Source organism: Micromonospora sp. NPDC023814, from assembly GCF_040639595.1.
Lineage (GTDB): Bacteria > Actinomycetota > Actinomycetes > Mycobacteriales > Micromonosporaceae > Micromonospora.
In genome coordinates this window covers 127,107-154,090 of the sequence record NZ_JBFAAF010000002.1, presented here as the reverse complement: position 1 = coordinate 154,090, position 26,984 = coordinate 127,107, and the positions used below count along the sequence as shown (strand labels likewise).

Genomic DNA, 26,984 nt, shown 5'->3' with positions numbered 1-26,984 from the left:
ACATCACCAGCGATCTCCCGCGTCTCGCGGCGGTGACCCGGTCGCGCCGGGGGGCCGGCTCGGCCGGTTCTCCTGTCGTGCCGTACCCGCACGGCGGCATGGGAAGGCACCCCAACCTGCCTCCGGGTGAGCGGCTGCGGGTGCTGCTGGTCGAGGACGACGAGGGCGACGCCTTCCTGGTCGGCGAGCTGCTCGCCGAGACCAACTCCATGGTCGAGCTGCTGGTGGCGACGAGCCTCAGCGAGGCCCGGCGGCGGGTGGTGGGCGTCGACTGCGTCCTGCTCGACCTCGGCCTGCCCGACGCGCAGGGCCTCGACGGCCTGCGCCAGGTGCTGGAGATGGCCAGCGGCGCCGCGGTCTGCGTGCTGACCGGCCGCTCCGACGAGCACCTGGGCATCGTCGCGGTCGCCGAGGGCGCGCAGGACTACCTGGTCAAGGGCCAGGTCGACGGGGTGCTGCTGACCCGGGCGCTGCGCTACGCGGTGGAGCGCAAGCGGGCCGACGAGAACGCGCGGCGGCTGCGCGAGGTCGAACTGCGCCAGGCCGAGTCCGCCCGCCTCGAACGGGGCCTGCTGCCGCAGCCGCTGATGACGACCGACGAGGTCGCGGTGCACACCTTCTACCGGCCCGGCCGGCACGCCGCCCTGATCGGCGGCGACTTCTTCGACGTGGTGCAGACGAGCCCGGACCGGCTGGAGCTGATCGTCGGCGACGTCTGTGGGCACGGCGTGGACGAGGCGGCGCTCGGCGTGGAGCTCCGGGTCGCCTGGCGGGCGCTGATCCTCGCCGGCGTGCCGGACGACGAGGTGTTGCCGGCGCTGGAGCAGGTGTTGATGAGCGAGCGCCGGCTCCAGGAGATCTTCGCGACCGTCGCCACCGCGCGGCTGGACCTCGACGCCAACCGGGCCACCGTCCGGCTGGCCGGGCACCCGCCGCCGCTGCTGCTCGCCGGCGGCAAGGTGGTGCCCGTTCCGGCACCCGGCGGCCTGCTGCTCGGCGTACGACCCCGCCGGCCCGTGGCCTACGACCTGGAGTTCGACACGGATGACTGGTCCCTGTTGATGTACACCGACGGGCTGATCGAGGGGCGGGTCGGCGAGGGCGACGAACGCCTCGACGTGCCCGGCCTGGGCGGCCTGCTCGCCGACCCGGAGAGCCTCGCCGTGCCGCTGGCCGAGCTGCCGGCCTGGCTGGTCGGGAGCGCCGAGCGGCTCAACGGCGGGCCGCTCGCCGACGACGTCGCCATGCTGCTGGTCAGCCGGGGCGGTGGCCGGTGACCGGAGTCCGCGAGTGGACCCTGCGTCAGCGGGTCGTCACCCTGCTCGCCGTCGTCGCGGTGCTCCTGGTCGGCCTGGCCGGTGGCGCGGTCGTCGTGGCGGCGAAGAACCGGACGCACATCGACGCGATCCTGAACAAGACCGGCCCGCTGCGGGTGCAGGCGCAGGAGGTGCTGAACGCGCTGCTGGACCAGGAGAACGCCGTGCGCGGCTTCGCGGTCAGCGGCGACCCGGCCGACCTGGCCCCGTACGACGCCGGCCGGGAGCGGGAGCGTGACCTGGTCGCCGCGATGCGGCGGCTGCTCGGCGACTACCCGGGCATCCGGGCCGAGCTGCGGGTCGTCGAGGAGCGGGCCGAGGCCTGGCGCCAGTCGGTGGCGGTGCCGGTGATCACCACGACGGAGCAGCGCGGCACCGCCGCCGGGCAGGTGCTCGTCACCGACCAGGCCCGGGCGCAGTTCGACCAGGTCCGCGCCGCCCTGGACAACCTCCAGTTGAGGATCCTCGAGGCCCGGCAGCAGAGCGCCGGGGACGTCCGGCGGACGAGCGACCTGCTGGTCGTCCTGCTGATCGCCGCCCTGGCGGTGGTGGTCGTCGCCGGCAGCATGCTGCTGATCTCGCTGGACAAGATGGTGGTCCGCCCGCTGACCGGGCTGGCCGACCAGGTCCGGGAGGTCGCCGAGGGCGACTACCGGCACGGCATCACCGGCGCCGGCCCGCCCGAGTTCGTCCGGCTCGCCGGCGACGTCGACGCCATGCGGCGCAAGATCGCCAAGGAGCTGGACGAGGTACGGGAGGCCCGGGAGCGGATCGAGTGGGTCAACAGCCAGCTCCAGAAGCAGGCCGAGGAACTCACCCGCTCCAACCGCGACCTGGAGCAGTTCGCGTACGTCGCCTCGCACGACCTGCAGGAGCCGCTGCGCAAGGTGGCCAGCTTCTGCCAGCTCCTCCAGCGCCGGTACGCGGGGCAGTTGGACGAGCGGGCCGACCAGTACATCGCGTTCGCCGTCGACGGTGCGCAGCGGATGCAGCGCCTGATCAACGACCTGTTGGCGTTCTCCCGGATCGGCCGGCTCACCACCGGCTTCACCGAGGTCGACATGAACAAGGTCATGGGCGACGTGGCCGGCCAGACCGAGGCCGCCCGGCAGTACGCCGACGCCGAGCTGACCTGGGGCGAGCTGCCGGTCATCCGCGGCGAGGAGCCGCTGCTGACCAACCTGCTGGCCAACCTCGTCAGCAACTCGATCAAGTTCCGCCGTCCCGACGTGCCGCCGAAGGTGCACGTCTCGGCCCGGCTGGTCGGCGACGAGTGGGAGATCAGCTGCCAGGACAACGGCATCGGGATCGAGCCGGAGTTCGCCGACAAGATCTTCGTCATCTTCCAGCGGCTGCACGCCAAGGACGCGTACCCGGGCACCGGGATCGGCCTGGCGATCGTCAAGAAGATCGTGGAGTACCACGGCGGCCGGGTCTGGGTGGACACCGGCACCGAGGAGGGCACCGCGATCCGCTTCACCCTCCCCGCGCTGCCCGAGGACGTCGAGGCGGCGACCGCCGCCGCTGCCGACGCCGACGGGCCGGCGACCGACGACGCCGGGGACGGCGACGGCACGAGCGGGGCCGAGGACGACGGCGGGACGACCGGCGGGCCGGAGCAGGCCGCTGGTTCCGGCGACGAGACGGACGCCACGGACGGCCCCGACCGGGCGCCGGCAGGCGGTAGAACGGGTGACATGAGGGAGACGGTGGGATGACCGCGCCGGCGGACGGCAATAGCCCGATCGAGGTCCTGCTGGTCGAGGACGACCCGGGCGACGTGTTGATGACCCAGGAGGCGTTCGAGGAGCACAAGCTCCGCAACCGGCTGACCGTCGTCTCGGACGGCGCCGAGGCGCTGGCCTACCTGCGGCGCGAGGGCCAGTACGCGGACGCGGTGACCCCGGACCTGGTCCTGCTCGACCTGAACCTGCCCCGCCGGGACGGGCGGGAGGTGCTGGAGGAGATCAAGAAGGACGAGCAGCTCTGCCGGATCCCGGTCGTGGTGCTGACCACCTCCCAGGCCGACGAGGACATCCTGCGCAGCTACCAGCTGCACGCGAACGCGTACGTGACCAAGCCGGTGGACTTCGACCGGTTCATCTCCGTGGTCCGGCAGATCGACGAGTTCTTCGTCAGCGTGGTCAAGCTGCCGCCGCGTGGCTGACACCCTCCTCGACGACGTCGGTGGGCTGCTGCACGAGACCGCCGACCAAGTCGTGCTGCCGCTGTTCCGCAAGCTGGACGACGCCGACGTCACCGAGAAGGCGCCGGGCGAGCTGGTCACCGTCGCCGACCGTCGTGCCGAGGAGATGATCTCGGCGGCCCTGCGCCGGCTGCGCCCCGGCTCGGTGGTGGTCGGCGAGGAGGGCGTCGCCGACGACCCGGGCCTGCTGCGCCACCTGCGCGGGTCCGGCGACGTCTGGCTGGTCGACCCGGTCGACGGCACGTCGAACTTCGCGGCCGGCCGGCGGCCGTTCGCGCTGATGGTGGCGCTGCTGACCGACGGCGAGCCGACGGCCGCCTGGGTGCTCGACCCGCTCGCCGGCACGCTGGCCGTCGCGCGGGCGGGTGAGGGGACGTGGCTGGACGGCCGGCCGGTGCGGACCGCCGTGGACACGCCCGTGGACGCGCTGCGCGGTGCCGCGATGTCGCGGTTCCTGCCGCCGGCGTCGAAGGCGCGGGTCGAGGCGGGCGGCGGGCGGGTCGGCGAGCTGCTCCCCGGCCAGCACTGCGCCGGCCGGGAATACCTGGACGTGCTCACCGGCGACCAGCAGTTCGTGCTGTTCTGGCGCACCCTGCCGTGGGACCACGCCCCCGGCACCCTGCTGGTCCGGGCGGCCGGCGGCGTCGCCCGGCGCTTCGACGGCGCCGACTACCACCCCGCCGACGAGGGCCACGGCCTGCTGGTCGCGGCGAGCGAACGGGTCTGGGCGGAGGTCCACGAGGCGCTGCTCGGCGCTGCGTGACGTCGATGCGACACTGCGTCGATGTTCGATGGCCGGGGCGGTCACGGGCCTGGTCACGAGCGGCCGGTCCGGTATCCTGACCGCCGGTCTCCGCCAGCAGGCCGCCGACCGGCGCCCGGCGGGGGCCGCCGCCGCGCAGCGCTGTCATCGGGGGCTGGCGGCCGACGAAAGGATGCTTTCGTGCGCAGGACCATGCCCGTCGGGCGTCGCGGCCGTCGTCCGCTGATCGCTCTGTCGGCGCGGCGTGCCCGCCGCCCGCTGCCCGCCCCGTCGGCCGTGCGCCGGCCGCTGGTCGCCCTGCTCGTCGCGGTGGCGCTGCTCCTCGGCGGCGGCGCCCTGCCCGCGTACGCGGAGCCCAACGAGGGCGGCACCAAGAAGCTGCGGGACGCCCTGGAGGCCACCGCCAAGGCGCACATCGAGGCCAAGGCGAAGCTGGACAACTCCAAGCGCCGGCAGAAGACGCTGACGGGGCAGCTGACCACGCTGGAGGGCCGGCTGGTCGAGCTGACCGCGCAGGTCGGCGAGGTGGCCGCCCAGTCGTACCGGGTGGGCCGGCTCACCCCGACGGCGATGCTGCTCAACAGCGCCTCGCCCGAGGCGTTCCTGGAGCGGGCGGCGCACCTGGACCTGATGGCGCAGCGCGACGGCCGGCGGCTGCGCGACCTGACCGAGGCGCGCGAGCAGGCGCGGCAGGCCAAGATCGCCCTCGACACCGAGGTCCGGGAGCAGCAGAAGCAGCTCGCGGTGATGGCGAAGAAGAAGAAGGAGGCCGAGGCGGCGCTCGCGGCGGTCAGCTCGGGCAGCAGCGGCGGCTTCAGCGGCGGGAACTCCTCCTCGGCGAAGCCGGCGCCGCGCAACCCCGACGGCTCCTGGCCCTCAGAGTCCTGCTCGGTGAACGACCCCACCACCTCCGGCTGCATCACCCCGCGCACGCTCAACGCCCTCCAGCAGACCCAGAACGCCGGCTACAAGCGGCACGTCTCCTGCTACCGCAGCGGCGGCTCCGGCGAGCATCCCAAGGGCCGGGCCTGCGACTTCTCGGCCGCCACCAACGGGTTCGAGGACAAGACCGCCACCGGCGGGGACAAGGCGTACGGGGACAGCCTCGCCGCCTGGCACGTGCGCAACGCCAGCCGGCTCGGCGTGCTCTACGTGATCTGGTACCGGCAGATCTGGCACCCGGGCACCGGGTGGCGGGCGTACGGCGGCAGCGGCAGCCCCGCCGCCGACCACACGAACCATGTTCATCTATCGATGTACTGACCCGCCGCCCCAGGTTCACTGCGTACCATCGCGCGGGTGAGCTCCCCATCGTCCGACGTCACGGCCCCGCCGGCCAAGCCGGAGCGGCCGTCCGCCCGGGCCCTGCCCAACGGGCTCGCCGCGTTCCTGGTCTTCTTCTCCAGCGGCGCCGTCCTGGTGCTGGAGACCGTCGCGCTGCGCCTGGTCGGGCCGTACGTCGGGGTGACCCTCCAGGTGACCAGCTCGGTCATCGGCATCGCGCTGGCGGCCATCGCGTACGGGGCGTGGTCGGGCGGCTGGCTGGCCGACCGGCGCAACCCGCGCACCCTGCTGGCCCCGGCGCTGGTGCTGGCCGGCATCGCCACCGCGGTCACCCTGCCCGTGGTCCGGTACGCCGGCGAGGTGCTGCGCGGCGGGGCGGCCACGGCCATCCTGCTGCTCGTCGCGCTCGCCGTCTTCGTGCCGGTGGCCCTGCTCGCCGCGGTCACCCCGCTGGTCGTCAAGCTCCAGCTCGCCGACCTGCGGCGCACGGGCCAGGTGGTCGGCCGGCTCTCCGGCATCGGCACGCTGGGCGGCATCACCGCCACCCTGGGCACCGGTTTCGTGCTGGTCGCCGCGCTGCCCAGCACGGTCATCCTGTTCGCCCTGGCGGCCTCGCTCGGGCTCACCGGGCTCGGTCTCGGGGTGTGGCTGCGCCGGCAGGACCGGGCGGAGCTGCCCGGCCCGGCGCGGGCCAAGGCGGCCCTGGCCGTGCTCGGTCTCGTCGGCGCCGGGCTCACCACGGTCGCCCCGAACCCGTGCGACATCGAGACGGCCTACCACTGCGCCAGCGTCGAGGCCGACCCCGGCCGGGACTCCGGCCGCACCCTGCTGCTCAACTCGGCCCAGCACTCGTACGTGGACCTCGCCGACCCCACCCACCTGGAGTACGCGTACACGCGGTGGATCGGGGCGGTGGCCGACGTGGTGGCCCCGAAGGGGCAGCGGCTGGACGCGCTGCACCTGGGCGGCGGCGGGTTCACCGTGCCGCGCTACCTGACCGCCACCCGCCCGGGCACGGACAACGTGGTGTTCGAGATCGACGGCGGGCTGGTCGAGCTGGGCGAGCGCGAGCTGGGCGTACGCCAGGGGCCGGACCTGCGGGCGGTGGTGGGTGACGCCCGGATGCTGGTCGCCGGGGAGGCGACCGACAGCCGGGACCTCGTGGTCGGCGACGCCTTCGGGCACCTGGTGGTGCCCTGGCACCTGGCCACCCGGGAGATGGCCGCCGAGATCCGTCGGGTGACCCGGCCCGGCGGCGTCTACGTGCAGAACGTCATCGACTACCCGCCGCTGCGCTTCATCCGCAGCGAGCTGGCCACCGTCGCCGCCGAGTTCCGGCACGTCGCGGTGATCGCCCCGGCGGCGGCGCTCGCCGGGCGGGAGGGCGCCAACTTCCTCATCGTCGCCTCCGACGCCCCGCTGCCGCTGGACGCGATCCGCGTCCGGCTGGTGGACCTGCGGGAGGGTGCCACCCTGCTCGCGGGCGCCGAGCTGGCCGCCTTCGTCGGCGAGGCGCTGGTGCTGACCGACGACTACGCCCCGGTGGACCAGCTCCTCGCCACCGCCTGATCGGGTGACATCGGTGACCGATTCCGACCGCCGAGGTGTAGCCGGGGCGGTCCGGGGCAACAACGACTCCCATGGGTGGACCGATCCGGGACGGCGCGCAACTGCTGGGTGAGCGGTACCGGCTGATCGAGCAGCTCGGCGCGGGCGGCATGTCCGTCGTGTGGCGGGGCTACGACGAGGTGCTCGGCCGCCAGGTGGCGGTCAAGGTGCTCGCCTCCCGCCTGGCCAGCGACCGCGCGTTCCGGCACCGCATCCGGATCGAGGCGCAGGCCGCCGCGCGGCTGTGCCACCCCAACATCACCAACGTCTACGACTACGGCGAGTCCGAGCGGGCCGGCCTGACCGTGCCGTACGTCGTCATGGAGCTGGTCGACGGCGAGTCGCTGACGGGTCGGCTGCGCCGGGGGAGCCTGCCCTGGCGGGAGGCGGTGACGATCGGCGCGGAGGTCACCTCGGCGCTGGCCACCGCGCACGCCCGGGGCGTGGTGCACCGGGACGTCACCCCGGGCAACATCATGCTGACCGCCACCGGCGTCAAGGTCGTCGACTTCGGCATCTCGGCGCTGGTGGGCGAGAAGGAGAAGGGGCCGGACGAGGCCCTGCTCGGCACGCCCGCGTACCTCGCCCCGGAGCGGCTCGACAACGGTCAGGTCTCCCCGGCCACGGACGTGTACGCGGTGGGCCTGCTGCTCTACCGGATGCTCACCGGCCGGCTGCCCTGGCAGGCGAGCACCACCACCCAGATGCTGCGTGCGCACATGTACAACGACCCGGAGCCGATGCCGCCGGTGCCGGGGCTCCCCGACGAGGTGCGCGACCTGGTGCGCCGGTGCCTGGCGAAGCGGCCCGAGGACCGGCCCGGCACCGCCGAGGTCGCCCGGACGCTCGCGGAGGCGGCCGGCATGATCGCGGCGGTGCCCGTCTCCCCGGCCGCCGGGCCCGTGGACCCGGCCGAGCTGGCCAGCGCCGGCACCACGATCCTGCCCTGGTCCGCCGCCACCGACGCGCTGCCGTTCTCCGGTACGCGCAACCGGCGGGCGGCGGCCCGGCGCCGCCGGGTCGAGGCGGGGGTGGCCGCCGCCGGCCTGGTGGCGGTGACCGCGGCGCTGTGGGGGGTGACCGCCCGCAGCCCGGCCAGCGGCGGCATCGACCAGCCGACGCAGGCGCGGATGGGCGCGGAGCAGCCGGCGCCCTGCCGCGTGGCGTACACGCTGCGCAAGGACTCCGGCAAGGACTTCGCCGCCGAGCTGACCCTGACCAACACCGGCCAGCAGGAACTGCGCGGCTGGCGGATGAGCTTCACCTTTCCCGGCCAGCAGACCGTGACGAAGTCGGTGCCCGTGCCCGTACGCCAGCAGGGCCGGACGGTGCTCGTGGAGCCGGCCCCGGAGCGGGCGTTGGCCCCCGGCGCGTCGGAGAAGTTCACGCTGACCGGCCGTCACACCGGGGTCAACCCGCTGCCGGTGGAGTTCCGCCTCGGCGACGAGACCTGCGGGGTGCAGGTCTCCGGCGTGGCCGGCTCGGCGCCGAGCACCGCGCCCACCACCAAGGCCCCGACGACCAAGGCCCCGACGGCCAAGGCCCCGACGACCAGGACCCCGAAGACGAAGGCCGGCACCTCCACGGGCGCCTCGAAGGCCAAGTCCGACAACTCCGGCAAGGGGAAGGGGTCGGGTGGTGGAAAAAAAGCAAGCCAGGAAAGGGACACCGACGATGACGACGACTGAGCCCGCCGGGGTCAGCTGAGCCCGCCGGTCAGCTCAGCGCCGCGAAGCTCTGCACCTGCGCGATGTTCCCCTCGATGATCAGCATGCTGCCCGCGGAGATGACGGTGGCGTCGGTGGCGTACCGGAAGCGTTCGCCGGGAAGTTTCACGCCGACCACCCGCACCCCGTAGCGCTCGGTGGGCACCAGGTCGGTCAGCGGCCGGCCGACCATCGCCTCCGGAACGCACACCTTGGCGATGGCGAAGTCGTCGCCGAACTCGATGAAGTCGAGCATCCTGGTGACGATCAGGTGAGCCACCCGTTCGCCGGTCTCCGCCTCGGGAAAGATCACGTGGTGCGCGCCGACCGAGCTGAGGATCTTCGCGTGCTTCTCCGAGGTCGCGCGGGCCCAGATCTGCGGCACGCCCAGCTCCGTCAGCGCCAGCACGCTCAGCACGCTCGCCTCCACCGAGGCGCCGATCGCGACCACCGCCCGGCCGAACTCCGTCACGCCGAGCTGGCGCAGCGCCCCCTCCTCGGTGGCATCGGCCTGTACGACGCGGTCGAGTTGGGCCGACCATCGCTGCACCTGGTCCGGGTTGCGGTCGATGGCCAGCACGTCGTGGTCGAGCGCGGTCAGCGCGCCGGCCAGGTGGCAGCCGAACCGGCCCAGCCCGATCACCAGGACGCCGCCTTCGTTCGTGTTCCTATCCGACAATGGGTTGCTCCTCCGGGTAGCGGTACAACCGCCGGCGGGTGTTCAGGGCGATCGCCGACCCGAGGGTCAGCGGCCCGACCCGGCCGACGAACATGAGGACGATCAGGGCGAGCTGGCCGCTCTCCGGCAGCGCGGAGGCGACCCCGACGCTGAGGCCGGTGGTGGTGAACGCCGAGGTCACCTCGAACAGCGCCTGGTAGTAACGGACCCCCTCGGTGAGGAAGACCAGCAGCACCGTGCCGACGGCCACCAGCGCGACGCTGAGCAGCGCGACGGTGATCGCCTGGCGTTGGCTGGCGGTGGCCACCCGGCGGTTTCCGACCGTCACGTCCGGCTCGCCCCGCAGCTCGGCCCAGATGACGAAAGCGAGCAGGAAGAAGGTCGTCACCTTGATCCCGCCGGCGGTGCTGGCGCTGCCGCCGCCGATGAACATCAGCGCGATGATCAGCGGATATGTCTCGTCCTCCAGGGCCTCGACGTCGACGACGTTGAAGCCGCCGGTGCGGATGAACGCGTTCTGGGTGAACGCCACGAGGAGCTTGTCCGGCCAGGCGTAGAGACCCAGTGTGCTCGGGTTGGCCCACTCGATGACCAGCAGGCCCAGGAAGCCCGCCACCAGCAGCGTCAGGCTGCCCCAGATGGTGAGCTTGGTGGCGACCGCCCAGCGACGCGGCTGCCGCCACTCCCGGGTCGCCTCGAACAGCGCCGGGAAGCCGAGTCCGCCGATGACGGTGCCGATCGCCAGCGGCAGGGTGACCCAGGCGTCGGAGGAGAAGCCGATGAGGTTGTCGGTGTAGAGGGCGAACCCGCCGTTGTTGAAGGCCTGGACGGCGTGGAAGACGCTGTGCCAGAGGGCCTGGGCGAACGGGTAGTCGTAGGTGATCCACAGCCGGGCCGTCAGGATCGCGGTGATCACCGACTCGCAGGCCAGGGCGAGGCCGGCGATGCGCAGCAGCAGCCGGCGTACGTCGCCGATGCCGAACTCGGCGGTCTCGGCCTGCACCAGCAACCGGCTGCGCAGCCCCAGCCGCCGGGCCACCACCAGGATCACCAGCGTCGCCCCGGTGACGATGCCGAGGCCGCCGACCTGGGTGAGCACGGTGATCATCACGAGCCCGAACTCGTTCCAGTAGTTCGGGGTGTCCACCACCGCCATGCCGGTCACCGAGACCGCCGAGGTCGCGGTGAACAGGGCGGTCAGGAACGGGGTGTAACTGTGCTCGCTGGTGGCCCAGGGCAGCATCAGCAGCCCGGTGCCGAGCAGGATCGCCACCAGGAAGCCGAACGGCACGATCCGTACGGGGTGACGAAGAAGCCGGCGCACCAGACAATCTTCCTTTTCCATCGCGATCCGGGTGTCGAAACCGGCATGCCCAGGGTTCATCCGCCCGTCAGCCGCCGACCAACTCGCCGTCAATCCGGACAGGTCTGCTGAGGCGGATCCCTCGACGACAGGAGACGGCGTTGCGACGTACCCTTTCCGCCCTCGGAGTGGCCGGGGCCCTGCTCGCGGCCGCCGTGGCCGTGCCGACCGTGGCCGCGTCGGCCGCCCCGGCGCCCGCCGCCGAGCGGGCCCGGGCGGCCGACCGCCCCCTCGTCATCGCCCACCGCGGCGCCAGCGGCTACCGGCCGGAGCACACCCTGGAGGCCTACCGGCTGGCGATCCGGCAGGGCGCGGACTACATCGAGCCGGACCTGGTCGCGACCCGCGACGGCGCGCTGGTCGCCCGGCACGAGAACGAGATCAGCGGTACGACCGACGTGGCCGCCCGCCCCGAGTTCGCCGCCCGCAAGGCCACGAAGACCATCGACGGCGTCGCGGCCACCGGCTGGTTCACCGAGGACTTCACCCTGGCCGAGCTGAAGACGCTGCGGGCCAAGGAGCGGCTGCCGCAGGTGCGCGTCGGCAACACCTCGTTCGACGGGCGGTTCGACGTGCCCACCCTCCAGGAGGTCATCGACCTGGCCCGCGCCGAAGGGCGGGCGCGGGGGCGCACGATCGGCGTCTACCCGGAGACCAAGCACCCCACCTACTTCGCGTCCATCGGGCTGCCGCTGGAGGAGCCGCTGGTCGAGGTGCTGCGGCGCAACAAGCTGACCCACCGGAACTCGCCGGTGATCATCCAGTCGTTCGAGACGGCCAACCTGCGCAAGCTGGACCGGATGATCGACGTCAAGCTCGCCCAGCTCCTCGACGCCACCGGCCGCCCGTACGACTTCACCGTCGCCGGCGACGCCCGCACCTACCAGGACCTGGCGAAGCCGGCCGGCCTGAAGTGGATCGCCGGATACGCCGACGGCGTCGGCGCGCAGAAGAACCTGATCGTCCCGCGCGAGGCCACCGGCAAGCTGCTCGCCCCGACCACCCTGGTCCGGGACGCGCACCGGGAGCGGCTGGTCGTGCACGCCTGGACGTTCCGGGCGGAGAACCAGTTCCTGCCGGCCGACTTCCGGATCGGCACCGACCCGAACGCCCGCGGCGACATCCAGGCCGAGTACGAGCTGTTCCTCGGCCTCGGACTGGACGGAGTCTTCGCCGACCACCCGGACACCGCCGTCGCCGCCCGGGAGGGTCTCGCCCGGCGCTGACCGACTCCGCCGTCCCGCCGCCGGCCCGTCACCCCTGTCCCCGGGTGACGGGCCGGCGCGGTTTCCGGCCTGCTCCCGTGCGTCGGCGGGCGCTTCGGCATCGGCGGGACGGGCAGTTCCAGTCGCCCCCGCACCTCGTGCCCACCGTCGTGGTCGACGTCGCCTCGACACCGGCTTGTCCAGCCGATGTCGCGGACGATTCAGGTTTCCAGGTGGCTGCGCGGACGCTGTCGAGCTGCCCCGTCTGTGGGGGCAGCTCGACAGGGGCGGGAAGGGCAGCTACGCGGTGGGGCGCTCGGCCACGTAGGTGCCCCGGCCAGGCTGGCCGATGATCAGCTCGCGGTCGTGCAGCAGCGACATTGCCCGATAGGCGGTGTTCATGGCGACCCCATACTGGTCCGCGATCTGCCGTGTCGAGGGCAACTTGTCGCCGGGCTTCAACTCGCCGCTCTTGATCTTTGCGGCGAAGTCGTTGGCGATCACTTTGTAGGGCGCTGGCGCTGTGGGCATGACGAAGACTCCGGTTGGTTCGGCGACTCCGATCCTGCCCTACTTACTCAAGTAACTGCAACAAGTCGTGACTCGACGATGACGGAGGGCTCGACTAGCGCAAGATACTGGTGTAGGTTGCTGCGTGTCCGGCTCCGGTTGGTTCGGCAAGCCTCGGGGGTCGGACCTCAAGAGGGCTCCGGGGTCGTACCGCCGACGAGGGCTGCGGTCGCGGGGCCGGCGGCCCGGTCCGCATCCCCTACCTGCGGACCGGGCCGCCTTCCAGGCGACGCGACGCAAGGACGGTGGTCATGCGCAAGGTGCTGAACCTGCTCCGATCTGCCCGGCGCAGGCGGGTGACCCGGCCGCCGAACGGCGGCTGGTACCGGTCGGACTCCTGCCGTCCGCTCACCGCCGGGCAGATTCGCGACCGCCGGTTCCGTTCGGTGCGGCGGGGGCTCGACCCGGTCGAGGTGCACGCGTTCCTGCACCGGGTGGCTGCCGAGCTGGCCGCCACCCGCCGGGACCTCGTTATCACCGCCGAGGAGAACGCGCGGATCAAGCGCGCGCTGCGCAGCTGGCAGTCCCAGTTCGCGCCGGGCGGGCGGCGGTGAGTCGGGAGCGGTTCGTGGTGCACCTGCCGGTGCTCGCCACCGACCTGCCCGCCGCGAAGCGGTTCGCCCGGGCGATCACCCGGGCATTGGGCTTCCTCCCCGACGTGGACCGTGGCGAGACCACCGTCTCCGCGGAGGACGCCCAGTTCGTACGCCATCGGGTCTTCTGCGACAGCCTGCTCGACGGCGGTCGCCGCTGCGGGCGGGCGGCGGACCACGACGGCCCCTGCGTCCCGCCGGAGCGGCCGTGACGGGTGCCCCGGCCGGCGGGAGGAATACGGCATTCGGTGGGTGTCGGTGGCGCGGGGCGACACAGGAGCGTTTCCATCGATGGCCCGGAGGCCCATCGCGGACGTGTGCCGTCACTGCCGGGTCGTGACCGTTGTAACTCTCGGCCACCCCACCCCTGTTACTTGTGTGTTTCGGCCACATAGCCCGTGCGTGACGTCACTTCTAGCGTGAGCCGTCACATGTAGTTCCCTACCTCCGAGTCCTCACGTGGAGTCGCAATGACGGTCCGGACGACGCGGCGGGTGTTCCTCTCCGCCGCCACCATGATGGCCGCGGTGCTCGCCGCCACGGCCTGTGGCAGCCCGCAGGAAACCGCCTCCGGCGGCGGTGACAGCGCCGCCCCGGTGAAGGTTGGCCTGGTGTACTCCCAGTCGGGAGCCCTCGCCAGCTACGGCAAGCAGTACATCGAGGGGTTCAAGGCCGGCCTCGACTATGCCACCAAGGGCACGAACAAGGTCGGCGACCGGACGATCGAGATCACCGAGGTCGACGACGCCGGTGACCCGGCGAAGGCGGTCTCCGCGGCCAAGGACCTGATCGGTAAGGGCAACAAGATCATCGCGGGCTCGACCGCGTCCGGCGTGGCGCTCCAGGTCGCCCCGATCGCCGCGCAGAACAAGGTCCTCTTCATCTCCGGGCCGGCCGCCACCGACGCGGTGACCGGCGCCAACAAGTACACGTTCCGCTCCGGGCGGCAGTCGTACCAGGACGTGGTGACCGCCAAGTCGTTCATCGGCGACCCGGCCGGCAAGAAGGTCGTGGTCTTCGCCCAGGACGGCGCCTTCGGCGACGCCAACGAGGCCGCCGTCAAGACCGTCATCGGCGGCGCGGGCGCGACCGTCAGCAGCGTCCGGGCCCCGGCCAGCGCCACCGAGTTCACCCCGTTCGCCAGCCAGATCAAGTCCGCCAAGCCGGACCTGCTCTTCGTCGCCTGGGCCGGCACCACCGCCCCGGCCATGTGGCAGACCCTCGACCAGCAGGGCGTGCTCTCCTCCACCACCGTCGTCACCGGCCTGGACATCCGCGCCTCGTGGCCGACCTTCGGCGCGGCCGGCGCCAAGATCTCCTTCCTGTCGCACTACTTCGACGGGGCCTCCGACAACGAGGCCGCCAAGGCGCTGAAGGCCAAGGTCGGCACCGTCGACCTGTTCCACCCGGACGGCTTCGCCGCCGCGCAGATGGTCGTGCGCGCCGTCGAGGAGGGCGGCGACGACGTCGAGAAGATGGTCAAGGCCCTGGAGGGCTGGAGCTTCGACGGGGTCAAGGGCAAGATGAGCATCCGCGCCGAGGACCACGCGCTGCTCCAGCCGATGTTCCAGGCCAAGCTGACCGGCAGCGGCACCACGTTCACGGCCACCGCCCAGAAGGCGCTGACCGGGGACGAGACCGCGCCGCCGGCCGTGGCGATGAAGGGCTGACAACAGATGCTCGCCACCCGCGGTCTGACCTGGCGGATCGGTGAGGTCGCCATCGTCGACAGCGTCTACCTCGACCTGGCGCCCGGGGAGTTCCTCGGCGTCATCGGGCCGAACGGCGCCGGCAAGACCTCACTGTTCAACCTGATCACCGGCGTACGCCGGGCCACGGAAGGTCGGATCACCCTCGACGGGGAGGACATCGGCTCCCTCCCGCCGCACCGGCGGGCCCGCCTCGGGCTCGGCCGTACCTTCCAGGCATCCTCGGTCTTCGGTTCGCTCAGCGTGCGGGAGAACGTCCGGCTCGCCGTGCAGGCGCACCGCGGGGGCTCGATGAAGCTGTGGCGGCGGGCGGCGGCCGACCGTGAGGTCGCCGCCGCCGCCGACGCGGCGCTCGACCGGGTCGGCCTCGCCCACCGGGGCGAGGCCCTCGCCGGCACCCTCGCCCACGGCGAGAAGCGGAAGCTGGAGATCGCCCTGCTGCTCGCCGGGGAGCCCCGCGTCATGCTGCTCGACGAGCCGATGGCCGGCGTCAGCGCCGAGGACGTGCCCGAACTCGTCTCGGTGATCCGCTCGCTGACCGGCGACAGCGGCCGGTCGGTGCTCATGGTCGAGCACCACATGGACGTCATCCTGGAGCTGGCCGACCGGATCGCCGTGATGCACCACGGCGCGCTGCTCGCCTGCGACACCCCGGAGACGGTGATGGCCAACCCCACCGTGCAAGAGGCCTACCTGGGGGAGTCGCTCTGATGGAACCGATTCTCAGCGTGGAGAACCTGTCGGTCCGGATCGCCGGGCTGCACATCCTCCAGGGGGTGTCCTTCACGGTCGCCCCGACCGGCGTCACCGTCCTGCTCGGGCGCAACGGCGTCGGCAAGACGACCACGCTGCGCGCGATCGTCGGCCTCACGCCGCGCGGCGGCGAGGTCCGGGGCGCGATCCGGATGGGCGCGCAGAGTCTGCTGGCCCGGCCGACCCACCGGCTGATCCGCGGCGGGCTCGGCTACGTGCCGGAGGACCGCTGCGTGTTCGCCGGGCTCACCGTCACGGAGAACCTGCGGCTCGCCGAACGCCGGGGCACCACCCCGGCGTACGACAAGGTCTACGCCCTCTTCCCGGAGCTGGACCGGCGCGGACGGCAACGGGCCGGCTCACTCTCCGGCGGGCAGCAGCAGATGCTCGCGATCGGCCGCGTGCTGCTCAACGACAACCGGCTGCTGCTGATCGACGAGCCGACCAAGGGCCTGGCGCCGAAGGTGGTGACCGAGGTGGCCGAGGTGCTGGAACGGGTCGCCGAATCCGTGCCGGTGCTGCTGGTCGAGCAGAACCTGGCGGTGGTCCGCCGGCTCGCCCGGGACGCGGTCGTGCTGGCCGCCGGGCAGGTGGCCTGGACCGGCGACGCCCAGGAACTGCTGCTGGAGACCGCCCTGACCAAGTCGTTGCTGGGCGTGGGCTCGGCGGAGGGGCACGCGCCGAGCGCGAGGAGTGAGCTTGCGAGCCCCGCAGGCGCGAGGAAGGACCAGCACTGATGGACACCGTCATCCTGTTGGCGCTGACCGGGCTCGGCCTGGCGGCGCTCTACTTCCTGGTCGCCAGCGGGCTCTCCCTGGTCTTCGGCCTCGCCGACGTGCTCAACTTCGCGCACGGCGTCTTCCTCGGCGTCGGCGCGTACGGGACCTGGTGGGCGGCGCACAACCTGCCCGGCGCCGGCTCGGACGGCTTCGGCTTCGTGGTCGCCGTCGCCTTCGGGGTGGCCGCCGGCACGCTGGTGGCGATGCTGGTCGAGCTGGTGCTGATCCGTCCGCTCTACTCCCGCACCATCGAGCAGGTGCTGGTCACCGTCGGCCTCTCGCTGGCCGGCGTGGCCCTGCTCCAGGCCACCTGGGGCGCGGACGCCCGGCCCTTCCCGCGCCCCGAGTGGACCCGGCAGGTCACCTCGATCCTCGGCGCGAACGTGCCCAACGGCGGCCTGCTGCTGATCATCGCCGCGGTGCTGGTGCTCGGCGCGATCCTCGCCTTCCTCCGCTGGACCCGCTACGGCTTGATCATCCGGGCCGGCGTCGAGAACCGGGAGATGGTCACCGCGCTCGGCATCGACGTGCGCAAGGCGTTCACCCTCGTCTTCGCGATCGGCGGGGCGGCGGCGGCGCTGGCCGGCGCGCTCGGCGGCGTCTACTTCGGCACCGTCTCGCCCGGCCAGGGCAGTTCGCTGCTGATCTTCGCGTTCATCGTGGTGGTCATCGGCGGGATGGGCTCGGTGGTCGGCTCCGCGTACGCGGCGGTCGCCGTCGGGCTGACGCAACAGTTCGTCAACTACTACGGCACCTCCGGGCTGGGCGACATCTGCGTGGTCGCGCTGCTGGCCGTGGTGCTGCTGCTGCGCCCGCAGGGCATCGCCGGAAAGGTGGCAACGGCATGACCGAGGTCAAGAGCCCCGAGGTCCCGGCTCCGCCCGCGGCGGTGCCCGACGAGCTGGACCCGCGCCGGGGACGCTGGCACGGGCTGCGCCCGTTCCTGCCGCTGGTCGCGCTGGTGGTCGCGCTGATCCTGCCGTACTCCACGCTGCACCTGCCGGGCATCTTCGAGGGGGCGCTCAACTCCCCGGGCACCCTGCAACTGCTCGCCGTCTGCCTCGTCTTCGGCGGCCTGGCCGCCGGGTACGACCTGCTGTTCGGCCGCACCGGGATGCTCTCCTTCGGGCACGCCCTCTACTTCGCCGCCGGCGTCTACGGCACCGACATCCTGATCACCAAGGCGGGGCTGCCGCTGTGGCAGGCGGCGCTGCTGGCGATCACCGGCGGGTCGATCCTCGCCGCGCTCCTCGGCGCGGTGGCGCTGCGCACCGTCGGCATCGCGTTCGCCATGGTGACGCTGGCCTTCGCCCAGGTCGGGGCGATCCTGGTGGCCCGCGACTTCGGCGGGCTGACCGGCGGCGAGGAGGGCCTGCCGCTGGACGTCTCCGGGCTGCCGCAGGGGCTGGTCGGGGTCACCAACACGGTCAACCTCTACTGGCTGGCGCTGGCGTACCTGGTCGTGGTGGTCTTCGTGGTGCACCGGGTCTCCGGCTCGCCGACGGGGCGGGTGCTCGCCGGCCTGCGCGACGACGAGCGGCGCATCGGGGTGCTCGGGCTCGACCCGTACCGGTTCAAGCTGGTGGCGTTCACCCTGGCGGGTGGGCTGGCGGCGGCCGGCGGCGTGGTCTACGTCCTGATCGTCGGCGGCGCCTCGCCGCACATCACCTCCTCCGAGTGGACCCTGGCGCTGCTGGTCATGGTGGTGCTCGGCGGGCCGGGCACCCGATGGGGCCCGGTGATCGGCGGCATCCTCTACATGTACCTGGACCACCGCCTGGTCGCGTTCGGCACCTCCGACGCGGTGGAGGCGCTGCCCGGGTTCCTGAGCCGCCCGCTGTCGCAGCCGCTGTTCGTGCTCGGCACGGTCTTCATCCTGGCCGTCTACTTCTTCCCCGGCGGCCTGGCCAGCCTCGCCCCCCGCGTGGCACTCCTGCGCCACTCCCTCCGCCGCCCGTCCCGCCCGTCCTGACCCCGGGGCGTCGCCCCGCCGGACAGACCCCGTTGATCATGATGTTGTTGTCGCGAACCCGTTGACGGTGGCAATAACTTCATGATCGACGGGTCTCTGTCGTGGGAGGAGCGGTGCGGGATGGGTGAGCGGTTGGCGGTGGTGAGTGGTGGGGAGACCGGGATCGGGGCGGCCGTCGCGCGGGCGCTCGTGAGGGACGGGTGCGACGTCCTGATCGTCGGGCGGCGGGCGGACGTGCTGCTCGCCACGGCCGAGCGGGTGAACGCCGAGTGCGGTCGTCCCGGGGCTGCCCAGGCGGTCAGCGCCGACCTGACCGATCCGGAGCAGCTCGGCGGGGTGGTCGAGGCGGTCGCCGGGCGGCCGGTCGACGTGGTGGTCAACAACGCCGGGGGCTACCTGGGCGGGGACGTGAGCACGCTCGCCGGCACCGCCGCGCACTGGCGGACCAACCTGGACGCCAACGTGCTCACTGCCGTGTTGCTCACCGAGGCGCTGCGGCCGGCCCTGCGCCGACCGGGCGGCCGGGTCATCCTGGTCAGCTCGATCGCCGCCCAGCGGGGCGGCGGCGGGGCGTACTCGGCGGCGAAGGCGGCGCTGCACGGCTGGGCGTACGACCTGGCCGGGCAGCTCGGCCCGGAACAGATCACGGTCAACGTGGTGAGCCCCGGCTACGTAACCGGCCAGGTACTCGGCGTCAACGGCGGCTCCGTCCTCGGGCGCTGACGTCGACGCCTTCCCCGGCCCCCGTCCCGGGGGCGAGCGCCACCGGCCGGATCGTGACCGGAACCTCCCGAACCGGGGCGCGGCCGTCCGGCGCTGGTAGAAATGCCGGATGAGCCAGGATCGGACGGCGGTACGGGAGCGGGCCGAGGCGGTGCTGCGGCGGTTGGCCGGCGAGCACGCCCGGCTCCGCGAGGACCAGTGGCGGGCGATCGAGGCGCTGGTGGTCGACCGGCGCCGGGTGCTCTGTGTGCAGCGCACCGGGTGGGGCAAGTCGGCCGTCTACTTCGTGGCCACCGCCCTGCTGCGGGGGCGTGACCACGATGCCGCCGCCGGACAGGGCGACGGGGGCGGCACCGGCCCGACCGTGATCGTCTCGCCGTTGCTGGCGCTGATGCGCAACCAGGTCGAGTCGGCGGCCCGCGCCGGCATCCGGGCCCGCACGATCAACTCGGCCAACCTCGACGAGTGGGACGAGATCACCGCCGAGATCCACGCCGGGGCCGTCGACGTGCTGCTGATCAGCCCCGAGCGGCTCAACAACCCGGATTTCCGGGACACGGTGCTGCCGAAGCTGGCCGCCACCACCGGCCTGCTGGTGGTCGACGAGGCGCACTGCGTCTCCGACTGGGGGCACGACTTCCGGCCGGACTACCGGCGGCTGCGTACCTTCCTCAACAACCTGCCCGAGCGGACCCCGGTGCTCGCCACCACGGCCACCGCCAACGCCCGGGTCACCGCCGACGTCGCCGAGCAGTTGGGCGACGCCCTCGTGCTGCGCGGCAGCCTGGACCGGGAGTCGTTGCGCCTCGGCGTGCTCGACCTGCCGACCCCGGCGCACCGGCTGGCCTGGCTCGCCGACCACCTGGACCGGCTGCCCGGCTCGGGCATCGTCTACACGCTCACCGTCGCCGCGGCGGGGGAGACCGCCGAGTTCCTCCGTTCCCGGGGCTACGCGGTCGCCTCCTACACCGGCCAGGCCGAGGACGCCGACCGGCGCGCCGCCGAGCAGGACCTGCTGGACAACAAGATCAAGGCGCTGGTCGCGACGAGCGCCCTGGGCATGGGCTTCGACAAGCCCGACCTGGGCTTCGTGGTGCACCTCGGCGCGCCGGCCTCGCCGATCGCGTACTACCAGCAGGTCGGCCGCGCGGGCCGCGCCGTCGCGCACGCCGAGGTGCTGCTGCTGCCGGGCGTCGAGGACGCCGCGATCTGGCGCTACTTCGCCTCGCTGGCGTTCCCGCCGGAGGAGCAGGTCCGCGCGGTGCTGACGGCCCTGCACACCGACCGCCCGCTCTCCACGCAGGCCCTCGAACCGATCGTCGACCTGCGCCGGGCCCGGCTGGAGCTGATGCTCAAGGTGCTCGACGTCGACGGCGCGGTCCGCCGGGTGCGCGGCGGCTGGCTCGCCACCGGCGAGCCCTGGGTCTACGACGAGGCCCGGTTGCGCCGCGTCGCCCAGGCGCGCACCGCCGAGCAGCAGGCCATGCGGGAGTACGCGACCACGCCCGACTGCCGGCTGCGCTACCTGCGCGAGTGCCTGGACGACGCCGGGGCGACCGACTGCGGCCGGTGCGACCGCTGCGCCGGCCCGTTGTTCACGCCCGAGGTGTCCGACGTCGCGCTGACCGCCGCGCAGAACTTCCTCGGCCGCCCCGGCGTGGAGATCGCGCCGAAGAAGCTCTGGCCGACCGGGCTGGAGGCGGTGGGCGTACCGCTCAAGGGGCGGATCGCCCCGGCGGAGCAGGCGCTGCCGGGGCGCGCGGTGGGGCGGCTGTCCGACCTGGGGTGGGGCGGCCGGCTGCGCGACCTGGTGGCGCCGGAGGCGCCCGACGTCGCCGTCCCCGACGACGTGGCCACCGCCGTGGTCGAGGTGCTGAAGGCTTGGGCGCACGGGGACGACCCGTGGCCGCGCCGCCCGGTCGGCGTGGTCGCGGTCGGCTCGCGCAGCAGGCCCCGGCTGGTCGGCTCGCTCGCCGAGCAGATCGCCGCCGTCGGCCGGCTGCCGATGCTCGGCCGGGTGACGCCGGCCGGCCCGGCCGGCGGCGGGGGCCCGCGCGGCAACAGCGCCCAGCGGGTACGCGCGCTGCACGGTGCCTTCACCGTGCCGGAGGACCTGGCCGACACCCTCGCCGGCCTCGACGGGCCGGTGCTCCTCGTCGACGACCTGGTCGACTCGGGTTGGACGATGACGATGGTCGCCCGGGAGCTGCGCCGGGCCGGCGCCCCCGACGTGCTGCCCCTTGCCCTGGCGGTGGCCGGCTGAGCCGCGCGTCCCCGTCGCAGACCGGGCGGGGAAGTTCCCGGGCGGGCGGGATTGCGACCGTCGCCACGCCGAGTCGCCGCCGGGGCGGCGTGACCGTGACGGAGGGTAGCGTGAGCGGCATGACCGATCAGCAGCCCGGGCGTGAGCGGGACGGCGGCGGTGCCTGACCAGGCGTCGGCCGTGCCGGACCAGGGATCGACGGTGCGTGAGCAGACCTCGGCGGTGCCCGACCAGTCCCCGGCCGGGCCGGACCAGTCCCCGGCCGGGCCGGACCAGTCCCCGGCCGGGCCGGACCAGTCCCCGGTCGGGCCGGACCAGTCCCCGGTCGGGCCGGACCAGTCCCCGGTCGGGCCGGACCAGTCCCCGGCCGGGCCGGACCAGTCACTCGGGCCTGGGCCGTCGCCGGCCGGGCCGGAGGGGGTGTCGGCCGTGCCGGACCGGAGCACGCTCCGGCTGGCGCTGGTCGTCGGCGGCCTGGTGCTCGCGGTGCTGCTCGGCTTCGGTCTCGGCCGGCTCAACGGCGGTGGCCCGGCGGGGTCGGTGGGGCGGGACAGCGCCCTGGCCGACCACAACCATGCCCCCGGGACGGGCGCGCACGAGCACGGCGCCGACCAGGGCGCGGCGGCGGAGGCGGCGGGCCTCTCGGTCACCTCGGCCGGCTACACGCTCGCCCCCGTGGCGTCGTCGTTCACCGCCGGCCGGCCGGGCGAGCTGCGCTTCCAGGTGCGCGACGCGCAGCGTCGCCCGGTGACGCGGTTCGCCGTCGTGCACGACAGGCCGATGCACCTGATCGTGGTGCGCCGCGACCTGACCGGCTACCAGCACCTGCACCCGACCATGGCCGCCGACGGCACGTGGTCGGTGCCGCTGACCCTGGGGCAGCCGGGCGTCTGGCGCGCGTACGCCGACTTCACCGCGCTCGCCGACGACGGCCGGCAGACGGCGGTGACGCTCGGGGTCGACCTGGTCGCCCCCGGCGGCTACCAGCCGCGGCCGTTGCCGGCGCCGGCCACCTCGGCCACGGTCGACGGGTTCACCGTCGGCTACCAGGGCACACCGCAGGCGGGCCTGACCGTCCCGCTGACGTTCCGTTTCGGTTCGGCGGCCGGCGGCGCCCCGACGCTGGAGCGCTACCTCGGCGCGTACGGCCACCTGGTCGCGTTGCGCGAGGGCGACCTGGGTTACCTGCACGTCCACCCGGAGCCGCAGGCGGTCGACGGGGCGGTGACGTTCTGGGTGACCACGCCCGGCCCGGGCCGGTACCGGCTCTACCTCGACTTCCAGGTCGGCGGCGTGGTGCGGACCGCCGAGTTCACCCTGACCGTGCCCTGACCCTCTGGCGGTCGGCCCCATCGTCGCGCCGCCGGCCGCGCGGTCGTCGTCGCCGCCGGCGGCGGTTCGGGGCGGCGCTGCGGGTGGCCCGGCCCGCGCTGGTGGTGGCTCGGGCGGCGCCGCGGGTGGCGGTGGTGCGGGTGGCGGCTCAGCCGGCGCGCCGGATCGGGCGGCGGGCCAGGTAGCGCAGCAGGTCGCGGATGTGGTGTTTCTCCTCGGCCGGCACGGTGGGGTCGGCCAGCCGTTGCAGGATCACCCGGACATCCGCCTCGACCGGGCCGTCGTCGACGCGCCGACGGGGGGCCGGGCCGGCGTCGGGCAGGCCGAGCGCACGGAACGCGGCCGCGACCGGCAGGTCCAGCGCGGCGCAGAAACCCCGCACCTTGGCGAGCTCGGGGTAGTCCTGCCAGTCCCCGGCGAGCCAGCGGAACACGGTGGAGCGACCGACGCCGGTGTGGGACGCCAGGTCCGTCACGGTCCACCCGCGTTCCTCGCGGGCGTCGTCGATGGCGCGCCGCACGAAGCGTGCGAAGGCCATCTGCGGCGATACCTCTACCGAACCCATCCCTGCGGGTCTTCCCTCCCGACCGGCACCCGGCGGTGCGCCTCCGAGGGTAGTACGAAAAGGTATGGAAACAATTGACTGACCGACCAGACCGTCCGGTGGGCGGGACTTTTTCGCCGAACAATCGTCGTCCGGCCGCGATCGGCCGCGCTGGCGCGGTGACGGGCCGGCGTCGGGCGGTAGCGCTAGCGCGGTGACGCGCCGGCGTCCGGGATGGTTGCGGGAAGCAGCGTCGCCAGCCGTGGGGTGACGTCCCACTGGCCGACCAGGTCCCGGTACTCCGCCCGCTGGCCGTCCGTCGGGGCGGTGCCGGTGCGCCGGGCCCGGATGAGCAGGTTGCGCGGGGTGTGCCGGGAGTCGACGAACTCCACCACCTCGGCCCGGTAGCCGTGCAGCCGGAGCAGCCCGGCCCGCAGCGCGTCGGTGAGGACGTCCGCGAAGCGCTCGCGCAGGATGCCCTGCCGGGTCAGCAGGTCGTACGGCGCGGGGGCCGGCCTGGCGCGCAGCTGGGCGGCGACGTCGTGGTGGCAGCACGGCGCGGCGAGCACCCAGCGGGCCCGCCAGCGCACCGCCCGAGCCAGCGCCTCGTCGGTGGCGGTGTCGCAGGCGTGCAGCGCCAGCACCAGGTCGGGGGCGGGCTCCACGACGGCATCGGCGATCGTGCCGGCCACGAAGCTGACCCGCTCGGCCCAGCCGAGCCGCTCGGCCAGCTCGGTGTTGCGGCGGCGCTGGTCCTCCCGGACGTCCACGCCGACCAGCTCGACGTCGAGCCCCCGCCGCGCCAGCCACCGGTACGCGGCGAAGGTCAGGTACGCGTTGCCGCACCCCAGGTCGACGACGCGCAGCGGCCCCGTCAGGTCGTCGGGGAGGGTCGCCGCCAGCGCCCGCAGGAACGCGTCGACCTGCCGGCGTTTGGCCGCCGAGCCCCCGATCTCCGCGAAGATCGGGTCGCCCGGGTCGAGCAGGTACTCCTTCGCCCGGTCGTGCCCGCCCGGCTCGGCGACCGGCCGGGCCGCGGCGGCCCGGTGCACCTGCGCCTCGCCCGACTTGGTCACCCGCAGTTGCAGCGTCGCGTCGGCGGTCTCCACGTGCCAGTTGCCGAACGGCTCGGCCAGCAGCGCGTCCACCGCCGCGTCCGCCTCCGGGCCGGGGGCGACGTTGCGGGTGTACGGCCGGGAGCCGTCGGAGGTGGAGATCTGCAGCCGGGGACCGGCCTTCAGCGCGACCGGCCGCAGTTCGGCGCGGACCATCGAGGGGCGGTGCCCGCGTCGACGTCCGGCGGCCACCGCCCGGGTCAGCGCGGGGTCGAGCAGCAGTGCCCGGACCTCGGTCAGGGCGGCATCCAGCGGTTCGGGCATTGCTCCATCCTCCTCGTCGTCGGCGGCGCACCGCCGGGCGGCCCGACCCCTCGGGCACGCTGCGCTCCCGCGGACGCGCCGGGTGCGCCGACCATGCGCGGTGGTGCGGTGGGCGCGTGAGGGCCGGTCGTGTTCGGTCGCCCGGTCGCCCGGTCGCGCGGGCCTTCATCCGGTCACGACGGCGACATCCCCGCACCGGGGACCGGTACGGGGATGTCGGGTGTCGTGCTCGGGGTCAGTCGGCGGTCGCCTCGGCCGGCGTACCGGCGGCGGAGCCACCGCCACCACGACGGCGCCGGCGGCGGCGCGGCTTCGGGGCCTCGCCCGCGGCGGCGGGGGCGTCGGCCTCGGTGGTGATCACCGCGGTCGGCTCGCCCGAGACGGTTTCGCCGGCGCGGCGACGCCGGCGGCGACGCGGGGTGCGGGTGCCCTCCTCGGCGGCCTCAGCGGCCTCGGCCGGCGCGTCGGCGCCCGGCCCGCCGGTCTCCCCGGTGGCGTGGCCCTGGCGGCGCTCGCCACGACCGCGACCGTCGCCGCGCCGGGAGCCCCGGCCCTCGCCCCGGCGGGACCGGCCACCGCCCAGGTCCTCCTCCACCTCGGCCGCCAGGCCGGCGCGGGTGCGCTCGGCCGTCGGCAGGGTGCCGGTGATCTCGGTGGAGATGTGCAGGTCGGTGTAGAGGTGCGGGGACGTGTGGTACGTCTCCGGCGGCTCCGGCATCTCCAGGCCCAGCGTCTTGTCGATGATCCGCCAGCGGGGCATGTCGTCCCAGTCGACGAAGGTCACCGCGACGCCGCTCGCCCCGGCCCGGCCGGTGCGACCGATCCGGTGGGTGTAGGTGTCCTGGTCCTCGGGGCAGTCGTAGTTGATCACGTGCGTGACACCGCTGACGTCGATGCCCCGGGCGGCGACGTCGGTGGCGACCAGGGTGTCGATCTTGCCCGCCCGGAACGCCCGCAGTGCCCGCTCGCGCGCGCCCTGCCCGAGGTCGCCGTGCACGGCGGCGACGGCGAAGCCCCGGAAGTCGAGGTCCTCGGCGACCCGGTCGGCGGCCCGCTTGGTGCGGGTGAAGATCATGGTCAGCCCGCGACCCTCGGCCTGCAGGATGCGGGCCACGATCTCGATCTTGTTCATCGAGTGGGTGCGGTAGGCCAGCTGCTCGGTCTGCGGCGACGGCCCCGTCTCGGCGGTGTGACCCGCGTGGATCGTCACCGGGTGGCGCAGGAAGCGCCGGGAGAGGGTGACGATCGGGTCGGGCATGGTCGCCGAGAAGAGCATCGTCTGCCGGTCCTCCGGCAGCATCGCGAGGATTCGCTCGACGTCGTCGAGGAAGCCCAGGTCGAGCATCCGGTCGGCCTCGTCGAGGACCAGCGCGTGCACCCGGTCCAGGCGCAGGTGCTTCTGCTTGGCCAGGTCCAGCAGGCGGCCGGGGGTGCCGACCAGGATCTCCACGCCCTTGCGCAGCGCGTCGACCTGCGGCTCGTAAGCCACACCGCCGTAGATCGGCAGCACCCGGACGCCCCGCGTCCGGCCCGCGGCGGCGAGGTCCTTGGCGACCTGGATGCCCAGCTCGCGGGTGGGCACGACGACCAGCGCCTGCGGCACGCCGTCGCCGCCCTCCTCGGGCGCGAAGACGCGCTCCAGCAGCGGTACGCCGAAGCCGAGGGTCTTGCCGGTGCCGGTGGGCGCCTGGCCGATCAGGTCGGTGCCGCGCAGCGCGATCGGGAGCGCGTACTCCTGGATGGCGAACGCGCGGGTGATGCCGGCCGCGGCCAGCGCGTCGACGGTCTCCTGACGCGCGCCCAGCTCGGCGAAGGTGGGTGCCTCCGGACGCACCGGAGCGGTGGCGGCCAGCTCCTGGCCGTCCATGAGTTCTTGGGTCAGCTCGCTCATATGGATTTGGGGGTGCCCTCTCGTGGGGTGCGCCCCGTCATGTCCTCAGGGCGCGATCGGTGTGGCGCGGGCCACACGGTCGGCGGCAGAATGCCTGGCCGGACCGGGCCGCACGCGCGCCGTGGAGTCGGACTTCGATCGGACCGACCGGTCTGTTGGACCGGCCTGGCCAGCTCGGCGCCCACGGCAACTGCTCCATGTTACCTGAACAGCACGCCGGTCGTCCTGATTCCTGGCGCAGGCTGCGCGCCCGGGGGACCCGGGTGTGACCTGCGTCACTCCCCCTGGGGTGTGCGGGAGGGCGGTAGCCTGCGCTCGTGCCCGACCCCGACCAGACCGGCCCTGC

General features: G+C 73.7%; 24 protein-coding genes and 1 pseudogene. 19 read left to right on the top strand and 6 right to left on the bottom strand.

What is annotated here, in order from left to right; all coding sequences use genetic code 11:
* Positions 1-98 precede the first annotated feature (98 nt).
* The 7 genes from AB0G14_RS01850 to AB0G14_RS01820 all read left to right on the top strand — a co-directional run bounded on the left by AB0G14_RS01850 (position 99) and on the right by AB0G14_RS01820 (position 8,865).
* On the top strand, positions 99-1,277 hold the full coding sequence (locus AB0G14_RS01850) for a fused response regulator/phosphatase (RefSeq protein WP_357692698.1): 1,179 nt from the start codon (positions 99-101) through the stop codon (positions 1,275-1,277).
* Positions 1,274-3,034, top strand: coding sequence for an ATP-binding protein (locus tag AB0G14_RS01845; protein ID WP_357692696.1), 1,761 nt, complete (start codon positions 1,274-1,276; stop codon positions 3,032-3,034). The genes AB0G14_RS01850 and AB0G14_RS01845 overlap by 4 nt, the downstream gene beginning before the upstream one ends.
* A complete protein-coding gene (locus tag AB0G14_RS01840; RefSeq protein ID WP_357692694.1) occupies positions 3,031-3,483 on the top strand; it encodes a response regulator in 453 nt (150 codons plus the stop codon). Before AB0G14_RS01845 ends, AB0G14_RS01840 begins: the two co-directional genes overlap by 4 nt.
* Entirely contained in the window at positions 3,476-4,285 is an 810-nt protein-coding gene (locus AB0G14_RS01835) for an inositol monophosphatase (RefSeq protein WP_357692692.1), read from the top strand. Before AB0G14_RS01840 ends, AB0G14_RS01835 begins: the two co-directional genes overlap by 8 nt.
* Before the next feature lie 180 nt (positions 4,286-4,465).
* A complete protein-coding gene (locus AB0G14_RS01830; RefSeq protein WP_357692690.1) occupies positions 4,466-5,548 on the top strand; it encodes a hypothetical protein in 1,083 nt (360 codons plus the stop codon).
* Positions 5,549-5,584: 36 nt separating this feature from the next.
* The gene (locus AB0G14_RS01825) at positions 5,585-7,138 is read left to right on the top strand and encodes a fused MFS/spermidine synthase (RefSeq protein ID WP_357692688.1); all 1,554 of its coding nucleotides are present in this window, start codon (positions 5,585-5,587) and stop codon (positions 7,136-7,138) included.
* Positions 7,139-7,209: 71 nt separating this feature from the next.
* Positions 7,210-8,865: a serine/threonine-protein kinase gene (locus AB0G14_RS01820; RefSeq protein ID WP_357692686.1), complete on the top strand. Its 1,656-nt coding sequence runs from the start codon at positions 7,210-7,212 to the stop codon at positions 8,863-8,865.
* A 28-nt stretch (positions 8,866-8,893) separates the two neighbouring features.
* Here the strand turns inward: AB0G14_RS01820 and AB0G14_RS01815 are convergent, their stop codons facing one another.
* Both AB0G14_RS01815 and AB0G14_RS01810 read right to left on the bottom strand, forming a co-directional pair.
* Positions 8,894-9,526: a TrkA family potassium uptake protein gene (locus AB0G14_RS01815; protein WP_357692798.1), complete on the bottom strand. Its 633-nt coding sequence runs from the start codon at positions 9,524-9,526 to the stop codon at positions 8,894-8,896.
* 25 nt (positions 9,527-9,551) lie between these two features.
* Positions 9,552-10,886 carry a potassium transporter TrkG gene (locus AB0G14_RS01810; protein WP_357692684.1) on the bottom strand — a complete coding sequence of 445 codons (1,335 nt, stop codon included), beginning with the start codon at positions 10,884-10,886 and terminating at the stop codon, positions 9,552-9,554.
* A gap of 140 nt (positions 10,887-11,026) precedes the next feature.
* Between AB0G14_RS01810 and AB0G14_RS01805 the strand changes: the two genes are divergently transcribed.
* On the top strand, positions 11,027-12,151 hold the full coding sequence (locus AB0G14_RS01805) for a glycerophosphodiester phosphodiesterase (RefSeq protein WP_357692682.1): 1,125 nt from the start codon (positions 11,027-11,029) through the stop codon (positions 12,149-12,151).
* Between the two features lie 279 nt (positions 12,152-12,430).
* Here AB0G14_RS01805 and AB0G14_RS01800 read toward each other — a convergent pair whose 3' ends face one another.
* Positions 12,431-12,661 (bottom strand): winged helix-turn-helix domain-containing protein, encoded by a 231-nt coding sequence (locus AB0G14_RS01800; protein ID WP_357457398.1) that lies wholly within the window; start codon positions 12,659-12,661, stop codon positions 12,431-12,433.
* Between the two features lie 290 nt (positions 12,662-12,951).
* Here AB0G14_RS01800 and AB0G14_RS01795 point away from each other — a divergent pair, with 290 nt between their 5' ends.
* The 11 genes and pseudogenes from AB0G14_RS01795 (at position 12,952) to AB0G14_RS01745 (ending at position 22,824) form a co-directional block, all read left to right on the top strand.
* The gene (locus AB0G14_RS01795; protein ID WP_357692680.1) at positions 12,952-13,254 is read left to right on the top strand and encodes a DivIVA domain-containing protein; all 303 of its coding nucleotides are present in this window, start codon (positions 12,952-12,954) and stop codon (positions 13,252-13,254) included.
* Positions 13,251-13,505, top strand: coding sequence for a hypothetical protein (locus tag AB0G14_RS01790; RefSeq protein ID WP_357692678.1), 255 nt, complete (start codon positions 13,251-13,253; stop codon positions 13,503-13,505). The genes AB0G14_RS01795 and AB0G14_RS01790 overlap by 4 nt, the downstream gene beginning before the upstream one ends.
* 258 nt (positions 13,506-13,763) lie before the next feature.
* A complete protein-coding gene (locus AB0G14_RS01785; protein WP_357692676.1) occupies positions 13,764-14,963 on the top strand; it encodes a substrate-binding domain-containing protein in 1,200 nt (399 codons plus the stop codon).
* 6 nt (positions 14,964-14,969) lie between these two features.
* Complete coding sequence (locus tag AB0G14_RS01780) at positions 14,970-15,713, top strand: ABC transporter ATP-binding protein (protein WP_357457389.1); 744 nt, start codon at positions 14,970-14,972, stop codon at positions 15,711-15,713.
* On the top strand, positions 15,713-16,492 hold the full coding sequence (locus tag AB0G14_RS01775) for an ABC transporter ATP-binding protein (RefSeq protein WP_357692674.1): 780 nt from the start codon (positions 15,713-15,715) through the stop codon (positions 16,490-16,492). The genes AB0G14_RS01780 and AB0G14_RS01775 overlap by 1 nt, the downstream gene beginning before the upstream one ends.
* The gene (locus AB0G14_RS01770) at positions 16,492-17,382 is read left to right on the top strand and encodes a branched-chain amino acid ABC transporter permease (protein ID WP_350707141.1); all 891 of its coding nucleotides are present in this window, start codon (positions 16,492-16,494) and stop codon (positions 17,380-17,382) included. Before AB0G14_RS01775 ends, AB0G14_RS01770 begins: the two co-directional genes overlap by 1 nt.
* Positions 17,379-18,506 (top strand): branched-chain amino acid ABC transporter permease, encoded by a 1,128-nt coding sequence (locus AB0G14_RS01765; RefSeq protein ID WP_357457385.1) that lies wholly within the window; start codon positions 17,379-17,381, stop codon positions 18,504-18,506. Before AB0G14_RS01770 ends, AB0G14_RS01765 begins: the two co-directional genes overlap by 4 nt.
* 120 nt (positions 18,507-18,626) lie before the next feature.
* Positions 18,627-19,229, top strand: coding sequence for an SDR family oxidoreductase (locus tag AB0G14_RS01760; protein WP_357692796.1), 603 nt, complete (start codon positions 18,627-18,629; stop codon positions 19,227-19,229).
* A 109-nt stretch (positions 19,230-19,338) separates the two neighbouring features.
* On the top strand, positions 19,339-21,492 hold the full coding sequence (locus AB0G14_RS01755; protein WP_357692671.1) for a DEAD/DEAH box helicase: 2,154 nt from the start codon (positions 19,339-19,341) through the stop codon (positions 21,490-21,492).
* Positions 21,493-21,697: 205 nt separating this feature from the next.
* A pseudogene (locus AB0G14_RS01750) lies at positions 21,698-21,817 on the top strand (hypothetical protein); the annotation flags it as partial.
* A 95-nt stretch (positions 21,818-21,912) separates the two neighbouring features.
* A complete protein-coding gene (locus tag AB0G14_RS01745) occupies positions 21,913-22,824 on the top strand; it encodes a hypothetical protein (protein ID WP_357692794.1) in 912 nt (303 codons plus the stop codon).
* Positions 22,825-22,972: 148 nt separating this feature from the next.
* On the opposite strand, the gene AB0G14_RS01740 is transcribed toward AB0G14_RS01745, so the two are convergent.
* From AB0G14_RS01740 to AB0G14_RS01730, 3 genes are all read right to left on the bottom strand, one after another.
* Positions 22,973-23,389 carry a helix-turn-helix domain-containing protein gene (locus AB0G14_RS01740; protein WP_091627481.1) on the bottom strand — a complete coding sequence of 139 codons (417 nt, stop codon included), beginning with the start codon at positions 23,387-23,389 and terminating at the stop codon, positions 22,973-22,975.
* A gap of 185 nt (positions 23,390-23,574) precedes the next feature.
* Complete coding sequence (locus tag AB0G14_RS01735; RefSeq protein WP_357692669.1) at positions 23,575-24,747, bottom strand: SAM-dependent methyltransferase; 1,173 nt, start codon at positions 24,745-24,747, stop codon at positions 23,575-23,577.
* Positions 24,748-24,982: 235 nt separating this feature from the next.
* On the bottom strand, positions 24,983-26,638 hold the full coding sequence (locus tag AB0G14_RS01730; protein WP_357692667.1) for a DEAD/DEAH box helicase: 1,656 nt from the start codon (positions 26,636-26,638) through the stop codon (positions 24,983-24,985).
* Positions 26,639-26,984: the final 346 nt, after the last annotated feature.